Raw genomic sequence first — 23,096 nt, 5'->3', positions numbered from 1 at the left:
ATGACGCGGTTCCCAGCCGTTCTCCTTGTTCACGAGGCCGAACTATAGATCCGGTGGAACAGGCCCGGGCCGGGGCCCTACCGGACCCGTCGGACGCGCCCTAGGGGCGTGCACACCGTGGATCAGGAGAACGTGAGCGCCACCCTGACCATCGCCGCGCCCGCCGCGCCCGCCGCGCCCGCCGCGCCCGCCGCGCCCGCCGCGGGCCGGCCGGTGCGACGGCAATGACGGGCTTGTGTCACATCCGGACGTGCGGACGTCCGGGGCCACCGGGCAGTTGCACGGACAGACACCCACGCGGGTGACGACGGGCATGGGTGCCTGCTCGACCAGGGCATGACGTAGGGCGAATGCGGCCGGGCAGGGAAATCGCGAGAGGGCGGTGCCAGTGTCCCGCATCCGTACCGCCCCTGCGGTGATGCTGTGGATCAGCGTGGTCCTGCTCGTGGACACCGCCGGCTCGCTCTCCGTCCAGCGCGTCCTCGGCGTCCTCACCTGGGGGGTGCTGTTCGCCGTACTCCGCCGTGAGACGGCACCGGTACGTGCTCAGACCGCGATCGTCATCGCCTTCGCGACCGCGATCGAATTCGTCTTCTCGCCGCTGCTCGGGGTCTACCTCTATCGCCTGGGGAACGTGCCGGCGTACGTCCCGCCCGGCCATGGGCTGGTCTACCTTGCCGCCCTGTCGATCGGCCGCAGCTCCTGGACGCGGTTCCGGCGGCGGGGGCTGACCACGGCGGTCGTGGCCGTCGGCGGTTGCTGGGCGCTGTACGGCGTGACGCTGGCGCCGCGGCCGGACCAGCTCGGCGCCTTCTGGTTCTGCTGTCTGGCGGTCTTCCTGATCTGCGGACCCTCGAGAGAGCTGTACCTCGGGGCGTTCGTCGTGGTGTCCTACCTCGAACTCCTGGGCACCTCGCTCGGCACCTGGACCTGGCAGCCCCGCGATCCCGTCGGCCTGGTGACCATCGGCAATCCGCCGTCCGGGGCGTCCGGCGGCTATGCGTGGTTCGACCTCGCCGCCCTGCTCGGCGCGCCCGTCCTCGGCCGGCTGTTCGGCCTGTCCGGCCCTGCCGGGGACGCCGCCGAGGCAGGCCCGGAAAGCCCCGTGACCCCGTGAGGGCCCGCGCGGTCGGTGGCCGGGCTACGCCCGGGCCTCCACGCCCCACCCCGCCAGTTGCGCCGTCAACTCCGGCCAGCGTGCTGCCAGACGCTCACGGGCGATCCGGGCCTCCATCGGGGAGGCGACGACGGCCCGGGCCTGTGCCGGATGCTCGTGCAACAGGCGCAGGTAGGCGGGGAGGGTGTCGGCGGTGATGTACTCCCAGCGGCGGACGCGGTCGGCGATGTTGAAGGCGGGGAGAGGAGTGGTCAGGCGTACGGACAGCACGCCGGGCTCGGCGCCGACGCTCAGGGGCGCGTACTGCGCGGGCGTACGGGCGCCGGGGACGGACACGCTGCCCGCCAGGGTGAGCGCGTAGGTGAGGAGTCCGCCGACGGGGCCGAGGTGCGCGCGCATCCGGTCCCACTGGTCGGCGATGATCTGGTTCTGCTCCCGGGAGAGCAACTGCGTGGCGGCGGCATCGATCCCGGCCGGACGGCCACCGGCGACGGCATGCCACGAGGCGGCCGCGGCGTCGTCGATCAGCCCGGCCGACCGCATCTCGTCGGTGGCGGCCGTGCCCCCGTACAGGTATGCGGCATGCATGGCGGCCTGGTCCATGAAGATGTGCTTCTGCATGGCCAGGAGCCGTTCGGCGAACCAGCTCGGCTGGACGTCACCCGGGCGGGTGCCCGCGCCCGCCAGATCGAGGGCCTCGACGGGGAGCCGGTCGCGCAGCTCGGGGGGCTGGGAGGCGATCCGGCCGGCGAGGAGCCGGGCGAGGTCCGGCACCGTGCCGAGGTCCATGAAGCCCGCCGCGAACGACGGTCCGACCATGTTGGCCATCCCCGCCCAGCGCAGTTCCGGGTGGTGGAGGAACAGCGTGCCGTAGTACGCGTAGGCGGCCACCACGGTACGCCGGTTGGGCCCGACCCCACGGGACGGCGCCCACCCGGCGAGGTCGATGCCCGCGTCGTCGACCGCCCGGACCAGCCAGTACTGCCACAGCAGCGCCCGGTAGCGGAAGGGCGCGAGGCGGGCGGCGCGGGCGGCCTCCAACGCCTCGCGCAGCGCTCCGGCGCCCGTCGGCAGCGCCGGGTGGACGCCGCCGGCGCCTTCACCGTCCGCGTTGGCCAGGGGCAGGTCGACGTACCGCTGCACAAGCCCTGCGGCGTGGGCCGCGCCGCCGGGCCGTGATGCCGTGGCGGACGCCGGCCCCGCCGCTGCGATGCCCGCCAGGAGGGCGAGCGAGAGCCCGACCAGGGCCGCGCTCCTGCCCCCTCGGCGAACCGACCTGCCCATTGCGCGAGTTGTTGTCGTGGTGATGTCGCTTCTATGCCCCATATGCAGCACAACGCGCGCTCGCGGCCGACGACACGAGCGGGCCCCGTCAGGGGCGCGGGGCGCCGGACACGCGCCTTACGTGGCCGGGGCGAAGGCGAGTGCCACGCCCAGCCCCACGAGCACCGAGCCGATCAGCCTGTTGAGCAGCGTCTGGCTGCGCAGCATCCTGCCGCGCAGCCGGTCGTTGGAGAAGAAGACCGCTGCCAGGGCGAACCAGCCCAGATGGGCCAGCGACATGAACAGCCCGTACCCGATCTGCCGCCACAACGGCGTCCCCGGATGCACGACCTGGGTGAAGGTGCTGAGCACGAACAGGGTGGTCTTGGGGTTCAGGGCGTTGGTCAGCAGCCCCGTCCGCAGCGCCTGCCAGGAGGAGACGGCCGCCCCGTCGGTCAGGTCGATGTCGAGGCGCGTCCGCTGCGCGAACGTCCGGCACCCGATGAAGACGAGGTACGCGGCGCCGATCAGCTTGATGGCGGTGAAGAGCGAAGGGGAATGCGCGATGACGATCCCGACACCCAGGATGGTGTACGACACGTGGATCAGGACGCCGAGCGCGATGCCCACCGCCGCGAGCACGCCGGCCGTACGCCCGTACAAGTAGCTGTTGCGTACGACCATGGCGAAATCCGCCCCGGGGCTGATGACGGCCAGGACGGTGATGAGAGCTACGGCAAGGATCTCGGTCATGTTCATTTCCGGGTAGGGGAGGGCCGGTTCACCGTGCGTGGCACAGCCGGAACGTGATGCCCGCCGCTGTCAGGCGGGCGATCAGGGCGTCACCCATCGCCGTTGCCGCCGTGACCTGCCCGGCCGTCTCCGGCAGATCGTCCAGGGCCAGGGACAGGGAGGAGTGGGCGAGCATCTTCGACGTCTCGCCGTAGCCCGCGTCGCCGCCGGCGACCTCGGTGAACACGCGCCGGCCGCCGCCCTCGCCCACGAAGCGGACGCGGAACCAGCTGCGTGCGCGCTGCTGCTCGCTCGGGCCGCGCCCCGGCGGGTACAGCTTCCCCAGCGCCGAGCGGACGGGCGGGAGCTGGGCGAGTGCCGCGAACGTGGCGAGCGCGGCGGGCGCGGTCAGGGCCACGGGGAGGGACGTGACCGAGGCGTGGTGGCGGTAGCGGAAGTCGGGGCCGTAGCGGTCCAGGGCGAGGGCCGAGCGCCGCACCACCTGGGGATCGATGGTGGGCAGGGGCAGCGCCCACGCACCCGTCTCCTTGCTGAACCGCGGTACGCCCAGGGGAGTGCGGATCCGCCGGCCGGCGGGCAGCTGCTCATGCTCGCGGCGCTCCCGTGCAGCGGCCACCGCCTGGCGCTGGCGCGAGGCGATGACCAGGGAGGACGCCAGGGTGCCGCCGGAGATCAGGCCCCGGGCGGAGACGAAACCGTCGACCGTGAGCGGGACGCCCTCGGGCAGCTGCTGCACGGTGAAGTAGGCGCCGAGATCGTGCGGGAGCGAGTCGAAGCCGCACGAGTGGACGAGGCGGGCGCCGGTGCGGCGGGCCAGGGCGTCGTGCCGGACGAAGACCGAGTCCACGAATTCCGGTTCACCGGTCAGATCGGTGTAATCGGTGCCGGCCCGCGCACAGGCGGCCACCAGTTCCTGGCCGTGGACGATGTAGGGGCCCACCGTCGATGCCACGACGCGGGTGGATTCGGCCAGGGCGCGCAGGGCCGCCGGGTCGTCCGCTTCGGCCTGGACCAGGGTGAGAGCGGCGGCCCGTTCCGGGTGCTGTTCGGCCAGGCGGTCCCTCAGTCGTTCGAGCTTGTCGCGGTTGCGACCGGCGAGGGCCAGACGGCAGTCGTGCGGTGCATGGCCGAGCAGGTACGCGGCGGTGAGTTCGCCGACGAAGCCTGTCGCGCCGAAGAGCACGATGTCGTAGGGCCGTTCGGATCTGTCACGTTCGTTCATGACGCCTCCTCCAGTGATCCGATCACTGTAGGACGTGCCGCCGGAACGCGGCAGACAGGTCCGGGCACCCCCACGACACGCGCTCCCGTGGCTTTGCCGCATATGAACCACTGGTTAGCATGTCCCCACTTCAACTGGCTTGTGCCGGTGGTGGGGGGACTGTGGAATTCTCTGTGCTCGGGGCCGTGGGCATCCGTGATGGTGAGGTCGTTCTGCCGAGCGGGCCGCCGCAGCAGCAGGCGGCCCTTGCGGTACTGGCGTTGCGCTGCGGGCATGCGGTGCCGCTGTGCGAGCTGGTGAGCGGGGTGTGGGGCGAGGCGGAGCCGGAGTCCGCGGTGACGATCGTGCGGACATATGCGTGGCGGCTGCGCAAGCTGCTGACGGCCGCCGGTGGCGATCCGCAGGTGCTGGCCAGGGCGGGCGACGGCTATCGGCTCGCGCAGGACCCCCTGTCGGTGGACGCCTTCCGGGCCGAGCACCTGGCGGCGCAGGCGGCGCGGGCGCGCGCCGCCGAGGAGTACGACGAGTGCGCCGCGCTGCTGACCGAGGCCGTGGCCCTGTGGCGGGGCGAGCCGCTGGCCGGGGTGCCGGGGCCGTTCGCCGAGCGGCAGCGCTCCCGGCTGGCCGAGCTGCGGCTGACCCTGCTGGAGGAGCGCTTCGACGTCGATCTGCTGCTGGGGCGGCACGCGCAACTGGTGCCGGAGCTGACGGCGTTCATCCGGGAGCAGCCATTGCGGGAGCGTCCGTACGGGTTCCTGATGCGGGCGCTGTACGCCGCCGGGCGGCAGGCCGACGCCCTGGCGGTGTTCGGCAGGGCCCGCGAGGTGCTGTCCACGGAACTCGGCCTGGATCCGGGGCCGGAGCTGCGCGCCCTGCACGAGCGGATCCTGGCCCGCGACCCCGCTCTCGCTCCTGCTCCCGCTCCCGCCGCAAGCGTGTCGGCGACTCCCGCCCGGCCTGCTCAGCTTCCGGCCGACACGGCGGACTTCAGTGGCCGCGACGAGGCGGTCGCCGAGCTGTGCCGGGCCCTGACCGACCCGGACCGCACCGCACTCGCGGTCGCCTCCGTCAGCGGCATGGGCGGCATCGGCAAGAGCACCCTGGCCCTGCGCGTGGCGCACCAGGTCAAGGGGGACTTCCCGGACGGCCAGCTGTACGCCGACCTGCGCGGCACGGGGACGGACGCCGCCGACCCCGGCACCATCCTGGGCAGTTTCCTGTCCGCGCTCGGCGTCCCCCGGCAGGAGATGCCCGGCTCGGTGGAGGACCGCTCCCGGCTGTTCCGTACGCTCCTCGACGGCCGCAAGGTGCTGTTGCTGCTCGACAACGCCCGCGACGCCGCCCAGGTCAGGCCGCTGCTGCCGGGCGCGGCCCGCTGCGCGGTGGTGGTGACCAGCCGGGCGCGCCTGGTGGGCGTGCCGTCCGGCGCCCACGTACGGCTGGCGGAGTTCAGTACGCAGGAGGCGCTGTCCCTGGTGCGGCGCATCGTGGGTGCGTCCCGCACCGACCCGGAGCAGGAGGCCGCGCTGGCGCTGGTCACCGCCTGCGCCTGCCTGCCGCTGGCGGTGCGGATCGTGGCCACGCGGCTGGCGTCCCGGCCGAACTGGACGGTGGCGCACCTGGTGGCCCGGCTCGCCGACGAGCGGCGCCGGCTGGCCGAGCTGCGCGCCGACGACCTCGCCGTCGCCGCCGCGTTCGAGCTGGGCTACCGCCAGCTGACCGACCGGCAGGCGCTGGTCTTCCGGTCGCTGGCGTCGGTGGCCTGGCCGGGCATCGGACTGGGTGCGGCCGCGGCCGCGCTGGGCCTGGACGAGCCGGAGGCGGAGGACCTGCTGGAGCCGCTGGTGGACGCCGCGTTGCTGGAGTCACCGGCGCCGGGCCGCTACCGGTACCACGACCTCGTACGGGACTTCGCCCGACAGCTGGCCCCGGCGCAGGAGACCCTCGCCGTGGAGCGCCGGCTGCTCGACCACCTCCTCGCCATGGCGGGGGAGGCGTTCCGGTGGATGGTGCCCGGCGATCCGGTGCACAGCACCATCGCCGCCGGTGCCGTACGGCCGGGGGGACCGCGCTTCGCGGACCTGGCCGAGGCCCGCGCCTGGGTGATCAGCGAGTGCGACTGCGCGGTGCACGCCGTCCAGTTGCTGGTCAGACGGTGGGAGGCCGCCGAGCCGCAGTCGCTGACGACGGCCGCCGACCTCCTGGTGGCCCTGAGCTCGTTCGGCCAGGACATCCCGTACGCGCAGATGGCCCTGGCCGCCGAGGCCCTGGCCGAGGCCGCCGCGCTCGCGGGCAACCACCGAGCGGCCGGCCGCGCCCACTTCATCTGCGGCAACGCGGCGATCCAGGAGACCCGGCTGGCGCGGGCCCGTACCCACGCGCAGCTGGCCGCCCGGTTCTGCCGGCAGGCCGGCGACCGGGCCATCCTGCAGCAGGCGTGCAACGACCTCGGGGTGATAGCCCAGTTCGAGCAGCGGTACGACGACGCGGCCGGATTCTTCGACGAGGCGCTCGTCCTGGCCCGTGAGTGGGGGCAGCGGTCGGGCGAGCTGATCACCACGCTCAACGCGGCGCTGGCCCGCATCCGCGGCCGCCGCGCCGAGGAGGCGCTGCCCGCCTGCGAGGAGGCCCTGCGCGCCCTGCGCGAGATGGCGGACCAGCACGGGGTGGCCCACGCCCTGTGCGTGCGCGGCCAGGCGCTGCACGAACTCGGCCGGTATCCGGAGGCGCTGGCCGGCTACCGCGAGTGCCTGGAGGTGTGCACGACGGCCGGCATCCCGGGCCAGCAGGCCCAGGCCTGGTACCGGTACGCCGAGACCCTGCGCGTCATGGGCGAGGTCGAGCAGGCGCTGGAGGCGGCCGACCGGGCGGTGGCCTACTACAGGGCCGTGCCCGGCCGCGACCGCGACCGCGGCTACGCGCTGTGGACCCGGGCGCGGGTCTCGCACAGTGCCGGCCACCGTGAACCGGCGCTGGAGCAGGCCCGGGAGGCGCTGGAGGTCTTCACCCGCACCGCGCTGCCCGAGGCCGCGCAGGTGCGGGCGCTCGTCGACGCGCTCGCCGAAGAGGGACGTCCCGCGCCGGCTGCGTGAAGCGCAGGCCGACAGGCCCTCACGCCTTGGTGTTGTACTCCTCGCGGCCCTTGTTGCCGTCGCCGGACCGGTGACCGTCATGCCCGTCGGTGTACGTGAAGTGGGTGACGGGGGAGTCGGCGGAGGTCCGTACGGAGCTGCCGGAGCCGGCGGCGGAGGACAGGGAGCCGGCGAGGGCCACAAGCGCGACCAGGGTGGCCGGGGCGAGAACGGCTGCACGACGCTTGCGGGACACGAAGGAGCGCGACACGGGAGGGTCCTGTCTCTTGGCGGAACACGTGATGCACTGATTGTGCGGGCCGCCGATCTACGTTCGATATACGGCCGCGTTCAGCTCTCCCCTTCCGGACCCTCCCAGGGGCCGCCCGGCTCCAGGGCGCCCGCCAGCCGGATCTTCGCCGCTTCGAGCATTCCCAGCGCGCCCCAGGAACTGGTGCCCGTGTACAGGTAGCGCAGGACCGGGCCCGCTTCGGTGAGGCACTCGACGACCACGACCGCACGCAACGCATGGTGGTCCGAGGGCAGTGGGGGCAGGCCGAGCCCGTAGACGTCGTTCACGCGCGTCCCGCCTCCTGAGGGAGCTGTGAGATGTGAGGGGCGTGCGGGGTCCGAGGGGTGTGCGGGGTCTGCAGCAGCTGGGTGCGCACGAGACGGGCGTAGAGCCCGTCCGAGGCGAGCAGCTCGCCGTGCGTGCCGGCGGCGCGGGCACGGCCCGCCTCCAGGACCACGATCCGGCGGGCCCCGGTGACGGTGGAGAGCCGGTGCGCGATCACCACGACGGTCGTCTCCCGGGCGATGTCGGCGACGGCGTCGCGCAACGCCTGCTCGTTCTCGGCGTCCAGCTGGGAGGTCGCCTCGTCCAGGAGCAGCAGCCGGGGGCGGCGCAGCAGGGCACGGGCGATGGCCACGCGCTGGCGCTGGCCGCCGGACAGGGCCGTGCCGCGGTGGCCGAGGTCCGTGTCCAGGCCCGCGGGCAGCCGGTCGGTCAGCCCGTCGAGGCGGGTGAGCCGCAGGACGGTGCGCAGCTCCTCGGGCGAGGCCCAGGGCGCCGTCCGCAGAAGGTTGTCGCGCAGCGTGCCGGACAGGACCGGAGCGTCCTGCTCCACGTACCCGATGGCGGCCCGCAGCTCGCTCAGCGGCCAGTCCCGCAGGTCCCGGCCGTCGAGCAGGATCCGGCCCGAGGAGGGCTCGTGGAACCGCTCCAGCAGCGCGAACACGGTGCTCTTGCCCGCCCCCGACGGGCCGACGAGCGCCGTGAGCCCGCCGGCCGGGACGTCCAGCGACAGTCCGTCCAGGACGGTGGCGTCCCGGCCCGGGTAGCCGAAGGAGACCTCCCGCAGCTGAAGCGCCACCGGCGCGGGCCGCGGTGCGGGCGGCGCGGGAGCCCGGTCCGCGACGGGCTCGACGGTCAGGGCCTCGATCTCCTCGATGCGCTGCGCGGCGGCCGCGCCCCGCTGCAGCAGCCCGGCGCTCCCCGCCAGTTGGGTGATCAGCGGACCGACGAACAGGATGTAGAAGAGGAAGGCCACGAGCGCCGACATCGTCAGCCGCCCGGTGGCCACCCGCGTGCCCCCGAACCCCAGCACGGTCAGGAACGTCAGCCGTACCGAGAGCCCGGAGGCGACCTCGGCGGCGGCCTCCCAGCCGACGGCACGCACCCCGCTGCGCCAGGCCCGGTGGGCGGCTTCGCGGACGGCGGCGGTCTCCTGCGCCTCCAGGCCGCCCGCCTTGACGGTGCGGAAGGCGCCGAGCGAGCGCTCCAGCACGGCACCGAGCTCGCCGGTGACCTGCTGGGAGCGCCGGGCGGCCCGCCCGATCCGGGGCAGGGTGAGCATGCCGGCCCCGCAGACGGCGCCGATCACGGTGACGGTCACCGCCGTCAGCACGGGGTCGAGCAGGAACATCGCCACCAGCCCGCCGAGCACCATCAGCGTCGAGGTCGCACAGACCGCGAGCGCCTGCCCGGCCGCGGCCCGCAGCTGGACGGTGTCGGACGTCAGCCGGGCCACCAGGTCACCGGGGCGCTGCCGGTCCATCTCGGCCACCGGCAGCCGCAGGACCCGGGCGGCGAGCCGCTCGCGGGTGGTGCGCACCACGCCCTCGGCCGTGCGTTCCAGCAGGTACGAGCCCGCCGCCGTGACCAGGACGGACGCCAGTACGAGCACGGCCAGGCCGACCGCGGACGCGGTGGGCGAGCCGCCCTCGGCGAGCCGGTCGATGAGGGCCTTGGCCGCCAGGGGCTCGGCCAGCCCCGCCAGCCCGCCGAGGAGCGCGAGCGCCGCACCGGCCGCGAGCCGCCCGCGGTGCGGGCGCAGATGACGTGTCAGCAGGATACGCAGCCCGGACGTCGGCCGGGCGGGCGCGGCGGCGCGGGTCGTCGCCGGGGGGCCGGCCGGCGCCTGGGTGCCGCTCATGCGGCGGCCGCCGCCGGGCCGTGGGGCGTGCCGAGGCGCGCGGCCAGCGCGGCGATGCCGGGGTCGGCGCCCAGCCCCGGGACGGTGCCCTCGGCCAGCTGCGCGCGGCGGGCGTGTGCGACGACGGCCGCGGCGGTCACCTCCGGCAGCCGGTCGCGGAACCGGTCCAGCAGCACCTCGGCGGTCGCGTGCAGGGCGTCGTCGTCCAGTGGGCGGCTCGGCAGCGGCAGCGAGTCGAGCAGCAGACGCTGCAGGGAGGCGAACAGCTGCTGGGTGCTCACCTCGCGGATCGTGAGCGAGAGGTGTGCGGAGAGCCCCTCGCCGCCCACCGCCTCATGGGCGAAGCCGCGGGGGATGTAGAGCACCTCCCCGGGGTTCAGGGTCTCCGTCAGCAGCACCGGGCCGCCGTCGGCCACCTCGCCCGGTGCCCAGTCGGGGCCGGTGGGGCCGCCGCGTACCGTCCAGTGCTTGCTGCCGGTGCTCTGCAGCAGCAGGACGTCGGCGTCGTCGCGGTGCAGGTCGAGCCCCTGGGCACCGGACGGGGTGACGAAGAAGAACGCCTCGACCCGGCGGCCGAGTTCGGCCTCCAGCCGGCGGGTCAGCGCGCGCGTGGCCGCGTGCCAGTGCTCGACGTTGCGCAGGACGAGGGTGGCACCGTCGGCGAGCAGCTCGCGTATGCGCTCCGCGTCGGCGTACCCGGGGGTGGTGACCCCCGAGACGGTGCGGGCCCGCGTGTACCGGGAGGAGTGCACCGGGTCGCCGGCCCGGGCGAGTTCGAGATGGGGCACGCGCAGCAGACCGCCCGCCACCGCCGTGTCGATCTCCTCCAGGGTGAGCGGGACCGCCGGTCCGGTGCCGGGCGCGGGCCGGAAGACGGCCGGCATCGTGCGCCAGTACCGGTGCAGGAAGGCGTCCGTGTCGCCCACCCAGCGGGTGAGTTCCTCCCGGTGCATGAATCTCTTCTTTCTGTGGTCCGTGTCGTGCTGCGGTCGCTGTCGTGCTGTGATCTCTGGAGTGCTGTGGTCGCTGTCGTGCTGTGGTCTCTGGCCTGGTGTCTCACGCCAGCAGGAGCGCGCGGTCCCAGCGGGTGTCGGGTGCGGTGTCCGTGGCGAAGGTGTGCAGGGCGAGCGCGGCGCCGGACGCGCCGGTGAGGAAGCCGCCCGGGTGCTCCTCGGGCGGGCGGGCGCCCGGCGCCTCGGCGAAGCCGTACGGCCGGTCCTCGTCGACGAGGTCCAGCAGGCGGGCGGCCAGCCACGGCAGGTGACCGGCGAGTTCGGCGTCACCGCTGTCGCGGGCGACGCGCCAGGTCGTCTGCAGCAGCCCGGCGAGACCGTGGCAGAGCCCGGCCTCGGCAGCCGGCTCCACCTCCCCCGACGCGGCGCGGGCCAGCGCGGCACGCAGCGCGTCGACGCCGGCCTCCTGCCAGCGGGAGACGCCCAGGGCGAGGCCCGCCAGCTGCAGGGCACGGGCGATGCCCGGCGTGCCGTAGCACCAGGACGGCCGTCCGGGCCGCGACGGCGCGGGGCCCGCGGTCACCTGGCCGGGCCACCACGGGCCGACGGCGTCCGTACGGCGCTGCGCGAGGAGCCACTCGGCGAAACCGGTGATCGCGGCCCGCTGACCGGGCACCCGCAGCCCCTGCCGCCAGGCGAGGGCGAGCAGGGCGAGGGGGCCGGGCAGACCGTGGGCCGTGCCCAGGTTGGCGTGCCCCTGCGCCGGGGGCACCGGCCGGTACGCATCCGCGTCGAGCGCCACCCACCAGCCGGGCAGCAGCAGGCCGTCGGCGCGCACGGGCCGGGCCAGCGCCGTCAGCGCCCGTACCGTGCGCACGGCGGCGGCCTTGGGCGCCGGGCCGCCCAGTTCCAGCAGGTGCGCGCCGAGCCCGGCCTGCCCGCTGATCACGTCGTACGCGGTGAGGACGGTGCAGCCCATGCGCTCGCCGGGGCGCATGCCGAGGCGGCGTTCCTCGCGGTCGGCCCGCAGGCCCGCCAGCTCGGCGACCTGTCGCGCGAGGTGGCCCTGGGCGGCGTGCCCTTCCGCCGCCCGGTGCAGGGCGAACGACAGCGCGGCCACCGGCCCGTACAGCCCCTGCGCAGCGGGTACGGTCGCGCGCCCGACGAGCGCGGCGCCGTGGCGCAGCCACCGGTGGGCGGCGCTCCGGTGCGCAGGATCGGCGTACGCCAGCTCGGCGTGGAGCAGCGCGATGCCCGGTGCGCCGTCACCGAGGCCCGCGGCGCGGAAGGCGGACGCGGCCCCGGCTGCGCCGATGGCGGGGTCGGCGAGCCGGTGGGCGACGAGCGCCACGACCTCGGCCGCCCGCCGGCGCAGGGCGCTCACGGGCGCGTTCACCGGGCCGCCTGCCTGCGGCTCGCGCGGCTGCGCAGGGCAACGGTGGCCAGGGCGAAGGAGCGTTCCTCGGCGGCGCGGTCGATGCCGGTGAGCCGGTTGTGGTGCATGTGCAGCAGGGAGCCCAAGGGGCCCGTACCGGCGCCGAGTTCCCGCAGGACCGCCCCGTACGCGGACAGGGCGGGCGCGCGGCGTTCCCAGCAGGCCAGCAGCTTCGCGCCGCCCGGGAGGGCACGCACCTGCTGCCAGCCGCCGAGCGGGTCGACCAGCTCCCGCGCCAGGTCCTTGGCGGCGCGCGAGGGCTCGGCCGCCCCCGCGGGCGCGGGGCGGTCCAGCAGGTACCGGATGCCCTCCTCGGTGCCCGCGACGCGGCAGGCCAGGTCGACGTGGCCGAGCGCGGTCAGCACGGTCCTGTCGAGGTCGACCTCGCCGCCGGCGAGCAGCCCGACCTGTTCGCGGCAGGCGAGGCTGTCGGCGTGGAAGGCACGTTCGGCGGCAGTGGCCGCGGCGGGTCCCCCGTACCGTTCGAGCTCGGGCTCGTAGGTGTCCAGCACCAGCCTGCCCCCGAGCCCCTCGGCGGCAAGGCCGTCGGCCCAGGCGCCCAGCCGCGGCAGCAGGGACCCGGCCAGGACGGCGGGGTCGCCCTGGAAACGCAGCCTCAGGTGGGGGTCCGGGTCGCGGTAGCGAAGGTAGAACCACCGGTCGGCCTCGCTGCCGTCCAGGCCCTCCAGCAGCCGGGGCAGCCTCCGGGCCAGGATCTCGTCCTGCCGCTCGGCCGAGCAGTACACCTTGGCGTACATCCACTGCGAGCCGGGGGAGTGGGCCACGCGCGTCCGGCGCGGCTCGGGGACGGGCACGGGCCGGACCGGGCCGTGCGCCGGAGCGGCCGCCCGGATCATCGGGAAGGCGATCTCGTTGACCCGGCCGGAGCTGTCGACGTCGTCGGCCAGCCAGCCGAAGCCGGGGCCGCAGTCGGTCGGCAGCTCCTGCAGGACACCGCCCGGGCGGCGCAGCCATTCGTCGCGCAGCAGCGCGCGGTGGAAGGGGCGCCGCAGATCGAGGGCGACGCGGTTGTCGCCGTTGACGCTCTCGACGCGGTCGGGCACCCGCCAGCGGGACCGCCAGGCGTCGAAGTGCCGCTCCCACGCGCCGGGTGCGGTGGCCCGGTCCTGCAGCGCGGGGTCCGTCGGGCGCCAGCGGGCCGGGGCGAGGACGGTACGTCCGTGCCGCACCCGGGGCAGGTACGGCAGGCTGTCCGCGGCCCCCCAGCGCCAGCGCGGCCAGGCGGGGAAGCCGTTCTGGGTCACCTCGTGCAGGAACCGGGCCGCGTTCGGCGCGTGCCACACCGTCGCGAGCATGCTGGGGACGACCGGCACGACCTCCTTGCCGAGCCGCGGTGCCACCACGGCGAGCCGGTGCACGTCGGCGACGACGGCCAGGTCGGACACGCCGAGGTCCGTTCCGTCCGTGCGGTCGGCGAACGCGCCGAGCGTGAGGGTCAGCGGCAGGTGGCGCGGCACCAGCGCCACGTTGGCCGTCGCACCGCGCGGCGGCGGGAACCTCATCTGCGCGGTGACGGCACCCGCAACCGTCCCCGGCACCTGCCGCACCAGCGCGCCGAACCGGGCGTCGTCGGCGCCCAGCACGCAGCCGAAGCGCCCCGCGTGCGCGCCGGCCGTACGCGCCCCACCGGTGACCACCAGCCGGAAGTCGCCGTCGGCCAGCGCCCGTGGAGTATCGGCGAGGAGCTGCGCCAGGATCTCGAAGGACGGCGGTGGCACCGGCGTCGGGGCGCTCCCGCTGCCGGCGGCCAGCCGCTCCACGAGCACGTCGTCCAGGACGATCTCCCGCTCACCGCCCATGGACGCCTCCTGGGCGAGCTCGGTCAGCAGTCGGTCCTGCTCCAGGTCAAAGGAATCCTGCGCCGGCTCCCGCGGGGAGGCGGGAAGCCGGTACCCGGCCGGCCCGCCGAGGCCGGTGTCCGGGTCGAGGAGCTCCTTGAGCGGAACAGCGCGCCCGGCTCCGTAGCGCTCGAGGAAGTCGAGGTGGTACTGGCGCAGATGGGCCGGGCCCGGGCGGGCGGCGGCCAGCCGCCACAGGGTCTCGGCGGCCCGTTCCGCCTCGGCCCGCACGGCGGGCGGCAGCCGCACGTCGACGTCGAGCCCGAGGTCGACCTGCAGGAGGTGGTCCGAGGGATGCAGGGCGGCCATCCGCCGGCAGGCGGCGTCGCGGGCGTCGAGACCGTGGCCGAGCGGCGCCGCGGCATAGGTCCTCAGGTCCTTTTCCACTGCCGACAGTTCGGCGGCGAGCGCGGCCACGGGCCCGGGCAGGGACGCGGTGCTACGGCCCCGGCCCGTCAGCAGGTCCAGGACGTGACCGAGCGGATCGGCGCCGTCCAGCGGTGGGCGGAGCTCCGTCAGCAGCACTTCCGCACCGATCAGGTCGACGAGGAGCCGCTCCACGGTGGCGGCCGGCACTCCGGGGTGGGCGGCGAGCAGCTCGTCGGCCAGCTCCCCGAACCGTACGGGCAGGGCGGTGCGCCGCAGGACGTGCAGGACGACCGCTCCGGCCCGTACCGACACCTCCTGCGCGGCCGGGCGGGCGCCCGCCCCGGGAGCGGGCACGTACGGGACGACCAGCCGGTCACCCCGCAGGAAGCACAGGTCGTTGGCGGTGACGCGCAGCGGCCGCAGCACGGCCGGCTCCCGCTCCAGTCGGGCCACCACCTCCGTCAGCCAGCCCATGTCGGGCCGCACCGCCTTGCGGTGGTCCTCGCCCCAGCCGACCGCGGCCGCCCCCGGCTCCTCGGCGAAGCCGATCGCGGCGACCCCCGCCATGGTGCCGAAGGGCGTGGCCCGGCCCGACATCCGCAGCCGGTAGCGCGCCAGGGCCCGCACCGCGCGCCGCAGTTGCTTGGGACGGACCGGTTCCCCGGCGAGTACGGCGTCCAGGGTCCGGTGCAGCGAAGGGCTCGCCAGCGAAACCGCCTCCCGCAACCGGGCATCGGCCGCGGCGGTGCGCAGATGCGCCCGCAGCTCCGCCTCGCCGTCGCCGGGCCCGTCCCGGTGGCCCGAGCCGTCCGCCGGCTCCGGGGGCCGGGCCGCGGCGCGGAACAGCAGGGCGTCCGCGCAACGGAAGGTCGACGGGTGGGCTGCGGGTGCCGCCACGGGGAGCCTCCAGGGAAGTGCGGGGGAACGAGGAAGGCGGCCCGTCGGGGGACCGGGCCGCCTCACCTGTGGGCGTGGTGCCAGAACGCAGGACCGACCGTCAGATGGTGGTCTTGCAGTAGAACGGCCAGGAGCCGGTGGCGGCCTGGGCCTCGACCTGCTCGTCCTCGACGGTGGCGGCGACCTCGATGACGTCCAGCTCGAACAGCTCGTCGAAGTTGTTCATGACGACTCCATCCTCTTCGTGTGCGATGCGCCCCCGTCCCCGGCGGCGGCCCCGGGGCTTGTCCCTGGTGGCGAGTGCCAACCTACGAAGCGCTCTTCTACGCGCGATCCACGCCGGATAAACGCCGCATCGACGCCGGCGCCGCGTTCGGCGGCGTCCCCCGGATGGCGGTGGCGCCCGGGCGGTCGCAGCATGGAAGGGGGCCGGTTCTCTTCCCTGCGCTTGTGGGAGCCGCCACCATGCCCATGCTGCTGATCAAGGGATCGTTCCATCTGTCGGGCCGCACCAGCCCCGACGGGGACACCGTCCCGTTCATCCCGGACTACGTCGGCGAATGGAAACTCGTCCAGGGTTGCCACAAGCTGCAGCCCGCGAAGGACGGCCACATCGACGTGCGCCTCGAAGGCATCGACGCACTGGAGACGCACTACTCGGGCAACTACGGCGCGGAGGAGCGCCAGCCGCCGAAGTTCGGCGACGCCGCCACGGACGCGCTGCTGACGTGGCTCGGCTTCCACGACATCCGGCGCACGTTCGACCCCGAGTCCGGCCACGACACGATCTCCGCGACCCCCGACACGGTCGCGGGCTTCGTCCTCACCCGCGGCAGCGACATCTTCGGCCGCTGCGTGGCCCTCGTCGGCCGGGGCGCGCCACCGGGCCCCAGCGGCTACGAGATCGACGTCAAGCCGGCGCTGCTGAAGAAGACGGCCAACCACCACCTGCTCGGCGAGGGGCTCGCGTATCCGACCTTCTACTCGGGCTTCCCCGCCGAGCTGCGCCGGGAGCTGACCGCCGCCACCGTGCACGCGAGGACCGCACCCGGCAAAGGCGTGTGGAACACCACCGGTGACGCGCTGGGCGACGTGACCCTCACCGGGGCGAAGGTCACCGCAATGACATCGATCACCACGGACGCGGTCATCCTCCCGAAGCTGTTCCGGCGGCTGAAGGAGTACCTGTCACTGGGCAACACCTCTCTGGCCTGCCTGCCCGCCTACTTGGGCGGTGCGGCGGACAAGTTCTTCCTGCTGTCCGATCGTCAATCCCCCGAAGTGACCGGGCTCCACAACGTCGTCGAGATCTCCGACGGCGGGACCGTGAGGATGACCCACCCCTCGGAGGAGATCCTCTTCGTCGAGAAGTAGGCGGGTGACGTTCCTCGCCGGGTCCTCGCCGGGTCCTCACCGGGGCCTCAACCGGGTCCTCACCGGGTGTGGATCGTGCGCCCGGTCACCTCGCCCGGCCGGATGCGGACCCACAGGTCGCGCTCGTCGCCGGCCCAGGGCCGGGCGCCCGGCCGGGTGGCCAGGAGCTCCACCGTGTCCGTGTCGGTGATGTGTTCGGCCGTTCCGGTGACGAGAACGCTCCAGCCGCGGCTGAGATGTTCGTCGATGTGGTCGGCCTCGAACGCCACCTGCTCACCCGCCGCCGGGGCCGCCGTACCGCCGGCCTCGGTCCGGTAGACGACGCTGCGGCCGTCGACCAGGAAGTTCACGGGTACGACGACGGGGGCGGCCCCGGCGGCGCTCAGCCCGACCCGGCCGATGCCGTGCGTACCGAGCCGTCGCCAGCACTCCTCCTCCGCGAGCTGCGCCAGCAGCGGGTGCGCGGCGGCCCCCTGCCGGCCCGGGGGCGCATCGCGCGGGCCTCCGACGAGGTCGTCGTACGGCATCTCCAGCGCCGCGGCCAGCCGCATGAGCGCGGCGGGATCGAAATCCCCGCTGAAGGTCTCCAGCTGGCCCAGGTAGGCGACGGACATCCCGGCGCGGCGCGCCAGGTCCTCCCGCGTCAGCCCCAGCTGCTCACGGCGTACGGCACAGCGCGTGGCCACCGTGTCCTCGCTCGGGCCATCGGGGCCGGGCCCGTCACTGTGCATCACCCGAACCTCCACGTCCACGGCCTTGTCTCCAGGGGACCAGAGGCCGAAGGCGCGTGCCAGTGCTGCGCCGCCGAATGCTGACGGGAGGGCCCATCCACTTCTCGCGGATCCGGATTGCGCGGTGCACGGCTGCGGGCCGCTTCCCCGCGTCTCCTGCGGGGTCCTCCCGCCACTTCCATCACACCACGCCCACAGGCCCAGCGCTACCGCTCCGACCTGCGTCTTTTCCGGCTCACCGTTACTCCTGCGACCCACTGCCGTACGGGCCGTACAGGTCCAGCAACCGGGTGCGGGCGGCACGCAGGCGGCGGCCGATGACCTCGATGACGTACATCAGGAGGGCGTGGTCGAGCTCGGGGTCCCGTGCGCACAGTTCGAGCACGTCCGCCGCGCCGAACTCCCACGCACGCACCGGACTCGCGGCCTCCGCCCCCAGGTGCCACTGGTGCGGCGGACACAGCCAGGACCAGCCCAGCATCCGCCCCGGACCGAGGGTCTCGACGACCGCGGCACGGCGGCCGGGCACGTGGATGTCGAGCTCGATGTTGCCGGTGCGGATGACCCAGAAGCGGTCGGCCCTGCCGCCCTCGTCGAAGATGCGCGTGCCCACATCGAACGTCACCTCGCGGCTCAGCGCCATCAGCCGCTCCCGCGGCTCCTCGGGAAGGGCGGCCAGCACACCGGTGCGCTTCACGACGACGCCCCGTCCGTGCGGGCGGGCGGTGGTGCCGTGACGGAGGACATGCTGGCTCCCGCTGCTCGCTGCATCGCTGCTCGAAAGGCGCTCCTGTACCCCCAGCCTGACGACACCCCCGGCACCCCGCACCCCGAGCGGGCCGGGAGAGGGGCTGAGGCGGGCCGTGCTCCGGCGGGGGACCCGCCGCGCCTCTCCCCGCACCACCACACAGAGGACCGAGTCCGGCCGGACAGCGGGAGGCGGTCTCAGCGGTCTCCCAGGCACGCCACCGCGAAGGCCAGGCGGCGGTCCAGCCATGCGGCTTTGATGCGGAAGTCCTGCCCGGTGGACTGCATGACCTCCACCTCGTCCGCCAGCCACAGCAACGTCCGCTCCCGGGGCCGGTCATCCCCCTCGGCGCCCAGGGACAGCGCAGAATCGAGCACTCCGCCAAGGAGCGTGCCCAGCGCACGGGCCGGTACGTCCTGCCGTGGCATCGCCGTCCACTTGTTGCGGCCCACGATCTCCGGGTGTCCCGGCTGCTCGATGCGCCAGGTGTGGCGGACCAGGTGGTTCGAGGGCGGCACACGGCGTATCACGCCGATCTCGCCGTCCTGCGCGTCGCGGACGACATGGCGCCGCTCCTCGCCGCGGCCTTCTCCCGCCACCCGGTCGATGCGGCACAGGACCCGCTGTCGCTCCGGGTCCGCGTAGACCACGTTCCCGGTGTCGCGCACACCGACCGTGCCGGAACCGACGAAGGCGCAGGGGGGATTGACCCGCACCGAGCCCTCGCGGCGGGGGACGCGGATCGCGTTGCCGCCGAGCACCGGCCGCTTGCGGCCGGGCCCGCTCTCCCGTTCGACGATGTCGATCACGAACCGGTCGATGTTCCGCCAGTCGACCACCGGCAGGGGCGGCTCGGTGCTGGTGTTCCTCCCGAAGAGCATCCGTCGATGCTATCCACGCCGCGCCCATTGCCGGTCGGCAGGCCTGGTGGCCGGATCTAGAATGTCCCTGTGAACGAGAACCTTCCGCCGTGCCCCGAATGCGGTGGCGTGTACAGCTATGAGATGGGCGCGCTCCTGGTGTGCCCCGAGTGCGGCCACGAGTGGACGCCCGTGCCCGCCGAGGCCGCGGAAGAGACCGGTGACAAGGTCGTCCGGGACGCGGTCGGCAATGTTCTGGCCGACGGCGACACCGTCACGGTGGTCAAGAGCCTGAAGGTCAAGGGCCACCCCACCGGTATCAAGGCGGGCACCAAGGTGCGCAACATCCGTCTCGTGGACGGCCCGGACGGCCATGACATCGACTGCAAGGTCGACGGATTCGGCCAGATGCACCTCAAGTCCAGCGTCGTCAAGAAGGCCTGACCGCACCCCGTCCGCGCCCGCAGAGGTCGAGGACCGGGGCACCTTCGAGACCCTGCCGGCCGGCTGCTGACGCTCCCGGAAGGGCTCAGATCAGCGGGGTGATCTGCTCCTCGATGCCGAGCAGGGCCCGGCCGTACAGCTCGCTCGCGACCGCCGGGTTCGTCATGGCGTGCCGGCTCGCGGTCTCCTGGTCGCGCCACAGGCGCTGCAGCGGGTTGGCCTCGGCGAAGCTGCCGGCGCCGTGGAGGGTGAGCAGGATGTCCAGTGCCTCGCGCGAGCGGCGGGCGGCGGTGGCGGTGTCCATGCGGACGCGGGCCCGGTCCAGCAGCGGCATGGCTCTGCCGCTCGCCGCCCAGCCGTCGATGTCGTCCGCCGCGCGCATCAGGTGCAGCGCGGCGGTGTCGATCAGCTGGGCGGCCTCGGCGAGCTGTATCTGGGTCGAGGAGGCTGCGCGGGCCTGCGCGAAGAACGTGTGCGACAGGGGACGTCCCTTGCCGAGGGACGCCGTCACCAGCTCGAGTCCGCCGCGGGCCATGCCCAGTTGGGGGCCCACCAGCACCGAGGAGAGCACCGGCACGAACGCGGAGCGGTACAGGGCTTCGTCCGTGAACTCGGTGGGGTACTCGCCGCGCAGCGCTCCGGTCAGCGACAGGATGCGGTGACCGGGCACGAACGCGTCCTCGGCGACGAGCGTGTGACTGCCCGTCCCGCGCATCCCCACGGTGTGCCAGGTGTCCTCGACCGTCAGCTCGGCCAGCGGCACCAACGCCACGCCCCGGTCCGGCTGCTCGCCGTCCGCGCCGGTGACCGGCGTGCCCAGCAGCGCCCACTGTGCGTCCAGGCAGCCGGACGCGAAGGGCCAGCGCCCGGTGACGACCTGCCCCTCGCCCGCCGCCCTGCTGGTGCCACCCGGCGTCAGAACGGAACAGACCCGGGCGCCGGGGCCCTCCCCGTACACCTCGCGCTGCGCGCGCTCCGGGAAGAGGCCGACGACCCAGCCGCAGACGTTGACCAGGGCGGTGAACCAGGCGGTGGAACCGCAGCCGCGGCCGAGCTCGGCGCTCACCTCCAGGAGGGTGCGGATGCTCGTCTGGTGGCCGCCGAACCGCCGGGGAACGGTGAGCAGGAACAGGTCCGCGTCGGCGAGGGCCTCGATGTTCTCCTCGGTGACGCGCCGGTCCTCCTCGGTCCGGGCGGCGTTGCGGCGCAGGAGGTCGACGAGCGCGGCGGCCCGTTCGGGCAGTGTCGTGCTGCTGTCGCTTGTCGTCATTGCGATGTCCTCCATGCCGCGGTGCCGGAGCGCGCCGGCGCGCGCTGCACGGGCAGCATGGACGATCATGCAGGCGCGGGGGAAGGGACGTGTCCGCGCGTCATTCCGGCCGGCCTTCCTGCCCAGCACTGCTCGCCGATGCATGTGCATGGCGAGGCCGCCGGCGCGGGACGCCTTCGAAGGGCTAGCGGCTGCCGAAGTCCTGCGTCCACAGGGGGCCGTCGGGCGCCGTGCTGACGCCGACGCCGATCTCCTCGAAGGAGCAGTTGAGGATGTTCTCGCGGTGGCCCTCGCTGTCCATCCAGGCGTTCATCACGGAAGCGGGCGTCTTCTGACCGTAGGCGATGTTCTCGCCGTAGGACGCCCAACGGTAGCCGGCCGCGGATATCCGCTTGCCGGGGTCGGTGCCGTCCGGGGCCGTGTGACTGAAGTAGTGGCGCCGGGCCATGTCGTCCGCGTGTTTCTGGGCGGCGGCCGTCAACTGGGCGTTGAGGCGCACGGGGGAACAACCGGCAGCCCTTCGTTGGACGTTGACCAGGTCGACGACCTGCTGCCGGAGCGACTCCACGCTGCCGGCGCGGGCGGCTGCCGCCTGGGCGGGGGACGACCACGCCAGGCTGCCGACGGCGGTGGTGGCGAGCGTGATCGACGCCAGACGCAGGGCACGGACCGCTTTGAATGGACGCACGGGCTACTCCCGGAGGTCGCCAGGCCGACTCCTTGCCGGAGGCTCCAGGATCCGCGGCAGCACCCGTGCGGTTAACCGGCGTTCCGAAGCTCGGGAGGCGCACTTTCCGCAGGTGCGCACCGCCGGCCCGTGCCGCGCCCCGGGTGCGGGGGAAGCCGTACCGGAGCCCGGGGCACGCCGGTCGAGGGGAGCGCGCTACCGGGCCGGTTCCCCGAACAGGACCAGGTTCTGCGCGTAGCGGTGCCGGGCGCGGTCGTACGTACCCGTGCAGGTGACCAGCGCCAGGCGGGCCCTTCCGGCACCGGAGAACAGGTCGCGCGGCAGCTCCTCCTTGCGGTAGGTGCGGCGCGCGACGATGACGTACGCGTGCCGGCGGCCCTCCGCGCCCGTCACCACGGCGCGGGCGCCCGGCCGGACGGCGTACAGCCCGGCGAACGCGCCCAAACCCCGGTCGCGCGAGTCGACGTGCCCGGCCAGCAGGACGGTCCCCTCGGCGGCACCCGGCCGTGCGCCCAGCGCCCACCACCCGACGGTGTCCGGCGACGGCGGGACCTGCAGCGCCCCGTCGGCGTCGGCGGCCACCGGCACCACCGGCGCCCCGAAGCGGCCCCGGACCTCCACGAAGGCGGGAGGCGACGGGGCCTCCTCGCCGCGCACCACCGTCCGCCCGACCGCCGGCGGCAGCCCGTAGAACGGACCCGCGGGCTGGGGCGCCCCCGCGGCCAGGGCCACGGCGACCGCGCCGGCCAGGCACACCGCCAGGCGGCCGCCGCGCAGAGTGCTCAGCGTCGCACGGAGGCCGCCCTCGTACGGCGCCTCCGCAGGACCAGGACGGTGCCGCAGGCCAGGAGCGTGCCGCCGAGCGCCGCGCCGCCGGCCACCGCGGTGACCGTCTCCCCGTAGGCGTCCGCGCCGGCGGCCATGCCGCCGTCCCCCGCGGGGACGGTGCGCACCGGCGCCTGGCCGTGGCAGACACCGCCGCTGACGCGGCCGAGGTGCATGGCCACGACCGGGCGGGCCGCCTTGGCGGCCGCGGTGATCCGGGCGTTGCGCCCGGACGCGATCTGCTCGTCGATCAGGGCCAGGGTCGCGCGGTGGTTCTCGGCCTGCGCGGACAGCCAGGCGCTGTCGTACGCCTTCGTCCCCGCCTTGGCGCGGATGCCGGCCAACTGCTGTTTCTGCTCGGCCGTGGGGCCGCCGGGCAGGGCGATCCTGAGCGAGCCCGCCAGCGCTTTCACGTCGCCGTCCATCCTGGTGTGGTCGCGCACGAACATGGCGCCGGCGTCCTTCACGCACGCGGTGGTGGCGTTGTGCTGCGCGTCGTTGCCCGCCTCGATCTCGGCCAGGTTGCCCTGGTGCACGGTCTTGAGGAAGGCGCCGTCCGTCGGGCCCGGGGCGCCCTCGGCGTGGGCGGGGCCGGTCGTCGCGGTGCACGTCGCCAGAACGGTGACGGCGGCCGCCGCCCACTGTCGGCTCCTCATGGTGGCTCCAATCGTTCGTCTGCGCAGAACGCGGGGAGACGACCGGGTGCCAACGCCGGGGCTCGTCACACGTGCCGGGCCCCGGATCTCATGCGATCGGCCCATGGATTCCACCCGGACGGTGCA

General features: G+C 74.4%; 21 protein-coding genes. 4 read left to right on the top strand and 17 right to left on the bottom strand.

The features are described from left to right. Positions 1-388: 388 nt before the first annotated feature. Positions 389-1,117 (top strand): hypothetical protein, encoded by a 729-nt coding sequence (locus AB0K17_RS09100; RefSeq protein ID WP_365968138.1) that lies wholly within the window; start codon positions 389-391, stop codon positions 1,115-1,117. A gap of 24 nt (positions 1,118-1,141) precedes the next feature. Here AB0K17_RS09100 and AB0K17_RS09095 read toward each other — a convergent pair whose 3' ends face one another. The 3 genes from AB0K17_RS09095 to AB0K17_RS09085 form a co-directional block, all read right to left on the bottom strand. Further along, positions 1,142-2,401, bottom strand: coding sequence for a hypothetical protein (locus tag AB0K17_RS09095; RefSeq protein ID WP_365968139.1), 1,260 nt, complete (start codon positions 2,399-2,401; stop codon positions 1,142-1,144). A gap of 117 nt (positions 2,402-2,518) precedes the next feature. Further along, positions 2,519-3,133: a LysE family transporter gene (locus AB0K17_RS09090; protein ID WP_365968140.1), complete on the bottom strand. Its 615-nt coding sequence runs from the start codon at positions 3,131-3,133 to the stop codon at positions 2,519-2,521. 28 nt (positions 3,134-3,161) lie between these two features. After that, positions 3,162-4,355, bottom strand: a complete 1,194-nt coding sequence (locus AB0K17_RS09085; protein ID WP_365968141.1) for a saccharopine dehydrogenase NADP-binding domain-containing protein — start codon at positions 4,353-4,355, stop codon at positions 3,162-3,164. Positions 4,356-4,540: 185 nt separating this feature from the next. Between AB0K17_RS09085 and AB0K17_RS09080 the strand changes: the two genes are divergently transcribed. Next, positions 4,541-7,447: a BTAD domain-containing putative transcriptional regulator gene (locus tag AB0K17_RS09080; protein ID WP_365968143.1), complete on the top strand. Its 2,907-nt coding sequence runs from the start codon at positions 4,541-4,543 to the stop codon at positions 7,445-7,447. A gap of 19 nt (positions 7,448-7,466) precedes the next feature. Here AB0K17_RS09080 and AB0K17_RS09075 read toward each other — a convergent pair whose 3' ends face one another. From AB0K17_RS09075 to AB0K17_RS09045, 7 genes are all read right to left on the bottom strand, one after another. After that, complete coding sequence (locus tag AB0K17_RS09075; RefSeq protein WP_365968144.1) at positions 7,467-7,697, bottom strand: hypothetical protein; 231 nt, start codon at positions 7,695-7,697, stop codon at positions 7,467-7,469. Between the two features lie 80 nt (positions 7,698-7,777). Then, entirely contained in the window at positions 7,778-8,005 is a 228-nt protein-coding gene (locus AB0K17_RS09070; RefSeq protein WP_365968145.1) for a hypothetical protein, read from the bottom strand. Further along, a complete protein-coding gene (locus AB0K17_RS09065) occupies positions 8,002-9,861 on the bottom strand; it encodes an ABC transporter ATP-binding protein (protein WP_365968146.1) in 1,860 nt (619 codons plus the stop codon). Before AB0K17_RS09065 ends, AB0K17_RS09070 begins: the two co-directional genes overlap by 4 nt. Next, positions 9,858-10,814, bottom strand: coding sequence for a cupin domain-containing protein (locus AB0K17_RS09060; RefSeq protein ID WP_365968147.1), 957 nt, complete (start codon positions 10,812-10,814; stop codon positions 9,858-9,860). Before AB0K17_RS09060 ends, AB0K17_RS09065 begins: the two co-directional genes overlap by 4 nt. Before the next feature lie 103 nt (positions 10,815-10,917). Continuing rightward, positions 10,918-12,210 (bottom strand): lanthionine synthetase C family protein, encoded by a 1,293-nt coding sequence (locus AB0K17_RS09055; protein WP_365968148.1) that lies wholly within the window; start codon positions 12,208-12,210, stop codon positions 10,918-10,920. After that, positions 12,207-15,374 (bottom strand): lantibiotic dehydratase, encoded by a 3,168-nt coding sequence (locus AB0K17_RS09050; RefSeq protein ID WP_365982608.1) that lies wholly within the window; start codon positions 15,372-15,374, stop codon positions 12,207-12,209. Before AB0K17_RS09050 ends, AB0K17_RS09055 begins: the two co-directional genes overlap by 4 nt. Positions 15,375-15,474: 100 nt before the next feature. After that, positions 15,475-15,600 carry a hypothetical protein gene (locus AB0K17_RS09045; RefSeq protein WP_344435466.1) on the bottom strand — a complete coding sequence of 42 codons (126 nt, stop codon included), beginning with the start codon at positions 15,598-15,600 and terminating at the stop codon, positions 15,475-15,477. Between the two features lie 239 nt (positions 15,601-15,839). On the opposite strand from AB0K17_RS09045, the gene AB0K17_RS09040 reads away from it, so the two are divergent. After that, positions 15,840-16,748, top strand: coding sequence for a nuclease (locus AB0K17_RS09040; RefSeq protein WP_365982607.1), 909 nt, complete (start codon positions 15,840-15,842; stop codon positions 16,746-16,748). A 59-nt stretch (positions 16,749-16,807) separates the two neighbouring features. Here the strand turns inward: AB0K17_RS09040 and AB0K17_RS09035 are convergent, their stop codons facing one another. The 3 genes from AB0K17_RS09035 to AB0K17_RS09025 form a co-directional block, all read right to left on the bottom strand. Continuing rightward, positions 16,808-17,500, bottom strand: coding sequence for a pyridoxamine 5'-phosphate oxidase family protein (locus AB0K17_RS09035; protein ID WP_365982606.1), 693 nt, complete (start codon positions 17,498-17,500; stop codon positions 16,808-16,810). Positions 17,501-17,720: 220 nt separating this feature from the next. Further along, on the bottom strand, positions 17,721-18,176 hold the full coding sequence (locus AB0K17_RS09030) for a cyclic nucleotide-binding domain-containing protein (protein ID WP_365982605.1): 456 nt from the start codon (positions 18,174-18,176) through the stop codon (positions 17,721-17,723). 248 nt (positions 18,177-18,424) lie between these two features. Continuing rightward, positions 18,425-19,108 (bottom strand): hypothetical protein, encoded by a 684-nt coding sequence (locus AB0K17_RS09025; protein ID WP_365982604.1) that lies wholly within the window; start codon positions 19,106-19,108, stop codon positions 18,425-18,427. 69 nt (positions 19,109-19,177) lie between these two features. Here AB0K17_RS09025 and AB0K17_RS09020 point away from each other — a divergent pair, with 69 nt between their 5' ends. Next, a complete protein-coding gene (locus AB0K17_RS09020) occupies positions 19,178-19,531 on the top strand; it encodes a zinc ribbon domain-containing protein YjdM (RefSeq protein ID WP_365982603.1) in 354 nt (117 codons plus the stop codon). Between the two features lie 85 nt (positions 19,532-19,616). Here AB0K17_RS09020 and AB0K17_RS09015 read toward each other — a convergent pair whose 3' ends face one another. The 4 genes from AB0K17_RS09015 to AB0K17_RS09000 all read right to left on the bottom strand — a co-directional run bounded on the left by AB0K17_RS09015 (position 19,617) and on the right by AB0K17_RS09000 (position 22,970). Next, positions 19,617-20,801 (bottom strand): acyl-CoA dehydrogenase family protein, encoded by a 1,185-nt coding sequence (locus AB0K17_RS09015; RefSeq protein ID WP_365982602.1) that lies wholly within the window; start codon positions 20,799-20,801, stop codon positions 19,617-19,619. A 184-nt stretch (positions 20,802-20,985) separates the two neighbouring features. Then, positions 20,986-21,489 (bottom strand): CAP domain-containing protein, encoded by a 504-nt coding sequence (locus AB0K17_RS09010; RefSeq protein WP_365982601.1) that lies wholly within the window; start codon positions 21,487-21,489, stop codon positions 20,986-20,988. A gap of 195 nt (positions 21,490-21,684) precedes the next feature. Next, the gene (locus AB0K17_RS09005; protein WP_365982600.1) at positions 21,685-22,245 is read right to left on the bottom strand and encodes a class F sortase; all 561 of its coding nucleotides are present in this window, start codon (positions 22,243-22,245) and stop codon (positions 21,685-21,687) included. 26 nt (positions 22,246-22,271) lie between these two features. Next, on the bottom strand, positions 22,272-22,970 hold the full coding sequence (locus AB0K17_RS09000; protein ID WP_365982599.1) for a DUF4142 domain-containing protein: 699 nt from the start codon (positions 22,968-22,970) through the stop codon (positions 22,272-22,274). Positions 22,971-23,096 lie beyond the last annotated feature (126 nt).

Origin of the sequence: Streptomyces sp. NPDC049585, assembly GCF_040675615.1 — a bacterium.
In the GTDB taxonomy this organism is placed as follows: Bacteria; Actinomycetota; Actinomycetes; order Streptomycetales; family Streptomycetaceae; genus Streptomyces; species Streptomyces luteosporeus.
This window is presented reverse-complemented; position numbering and strand designations above follow the sequence as displayed.

Excerpts from the sequence above, each read along its gene's own strand:
- AB0K17_RS09015 (WP_365982602.1), bottom strand. The coding sequence starts at position 20,801 with ATGACGACAAGCGACAGCAGCACGACACTGCCCGAACGGGCCGCCGCG.
- AB0K17_RS09065 (WP_365968146.1), bottom strand. The coding sequence starts at position 9,861 with ATGAGCGGCACCCAGGCGCCGGCCGGCCCCCCGGCGACGACCCGCGCC.
- AB0K17_RS09025 (WP_365982604.1), bottom strand. The coding sequence starts at position 19,108 with ATGCTCTTCGGGAGGAACACCAGCACCGAGCCGCCCCTGCCGGTGGTC.
- AB0K17_RS09085 (WP_365968141.1), bottom strand. The coding sequence starts at position 4,355 with ATGAACGAACGTGACAGATCCGAACGGCCCTACGACATCGTGCTCTTC.
- AB0K17_RS09090 (WP_365968140.1), bottom strand. The coding sequence starts at position 3,133 with ATGACCGAGATCCTTGCCGTAGCTCTCATCACCGTCCTGGCCGTCATC.
- AB0K17_RS09045 (WP_344435466.1), bottom strand. The coding sequence starts at position 15,600 with ATGAACAACTTCGACGAGCTGTTCGAGCTGGACGTCATCGAGGTCGCC.
- AB0K17_RS09060 (WP_365968147.1), bottom strand. The coding sequence starts at position 10,814 with ATGCACCGGGAGGAACTCACCCGCTGGGTGGGCGACACGGACGCCTTC.
- AB0K17_RS09000 (WP_365982599.1), bottom strand. The coding sequence starts at position 22,970 with ATGAGGAGCCGACAGTGGGCGGCGGCCGCCGTCACCGTTCTGGCGACG.
- AB0K17_RS09040 (WP_365982607.1), top strand. The coding sequence starts at position 15,840 with ATGCCCATGCTGCTGATCAAGGGATCGTTCCATCTGTCGGGCCGCACC.
- AB0K17_RS09095 (WP_365968139.1), bottom strand. The coding sequence starts at position 2,401 with ATGGGCAGGTCGGTTCGCCGAGGGGGCAGGAGCGCGGCCCTGGTCGGG.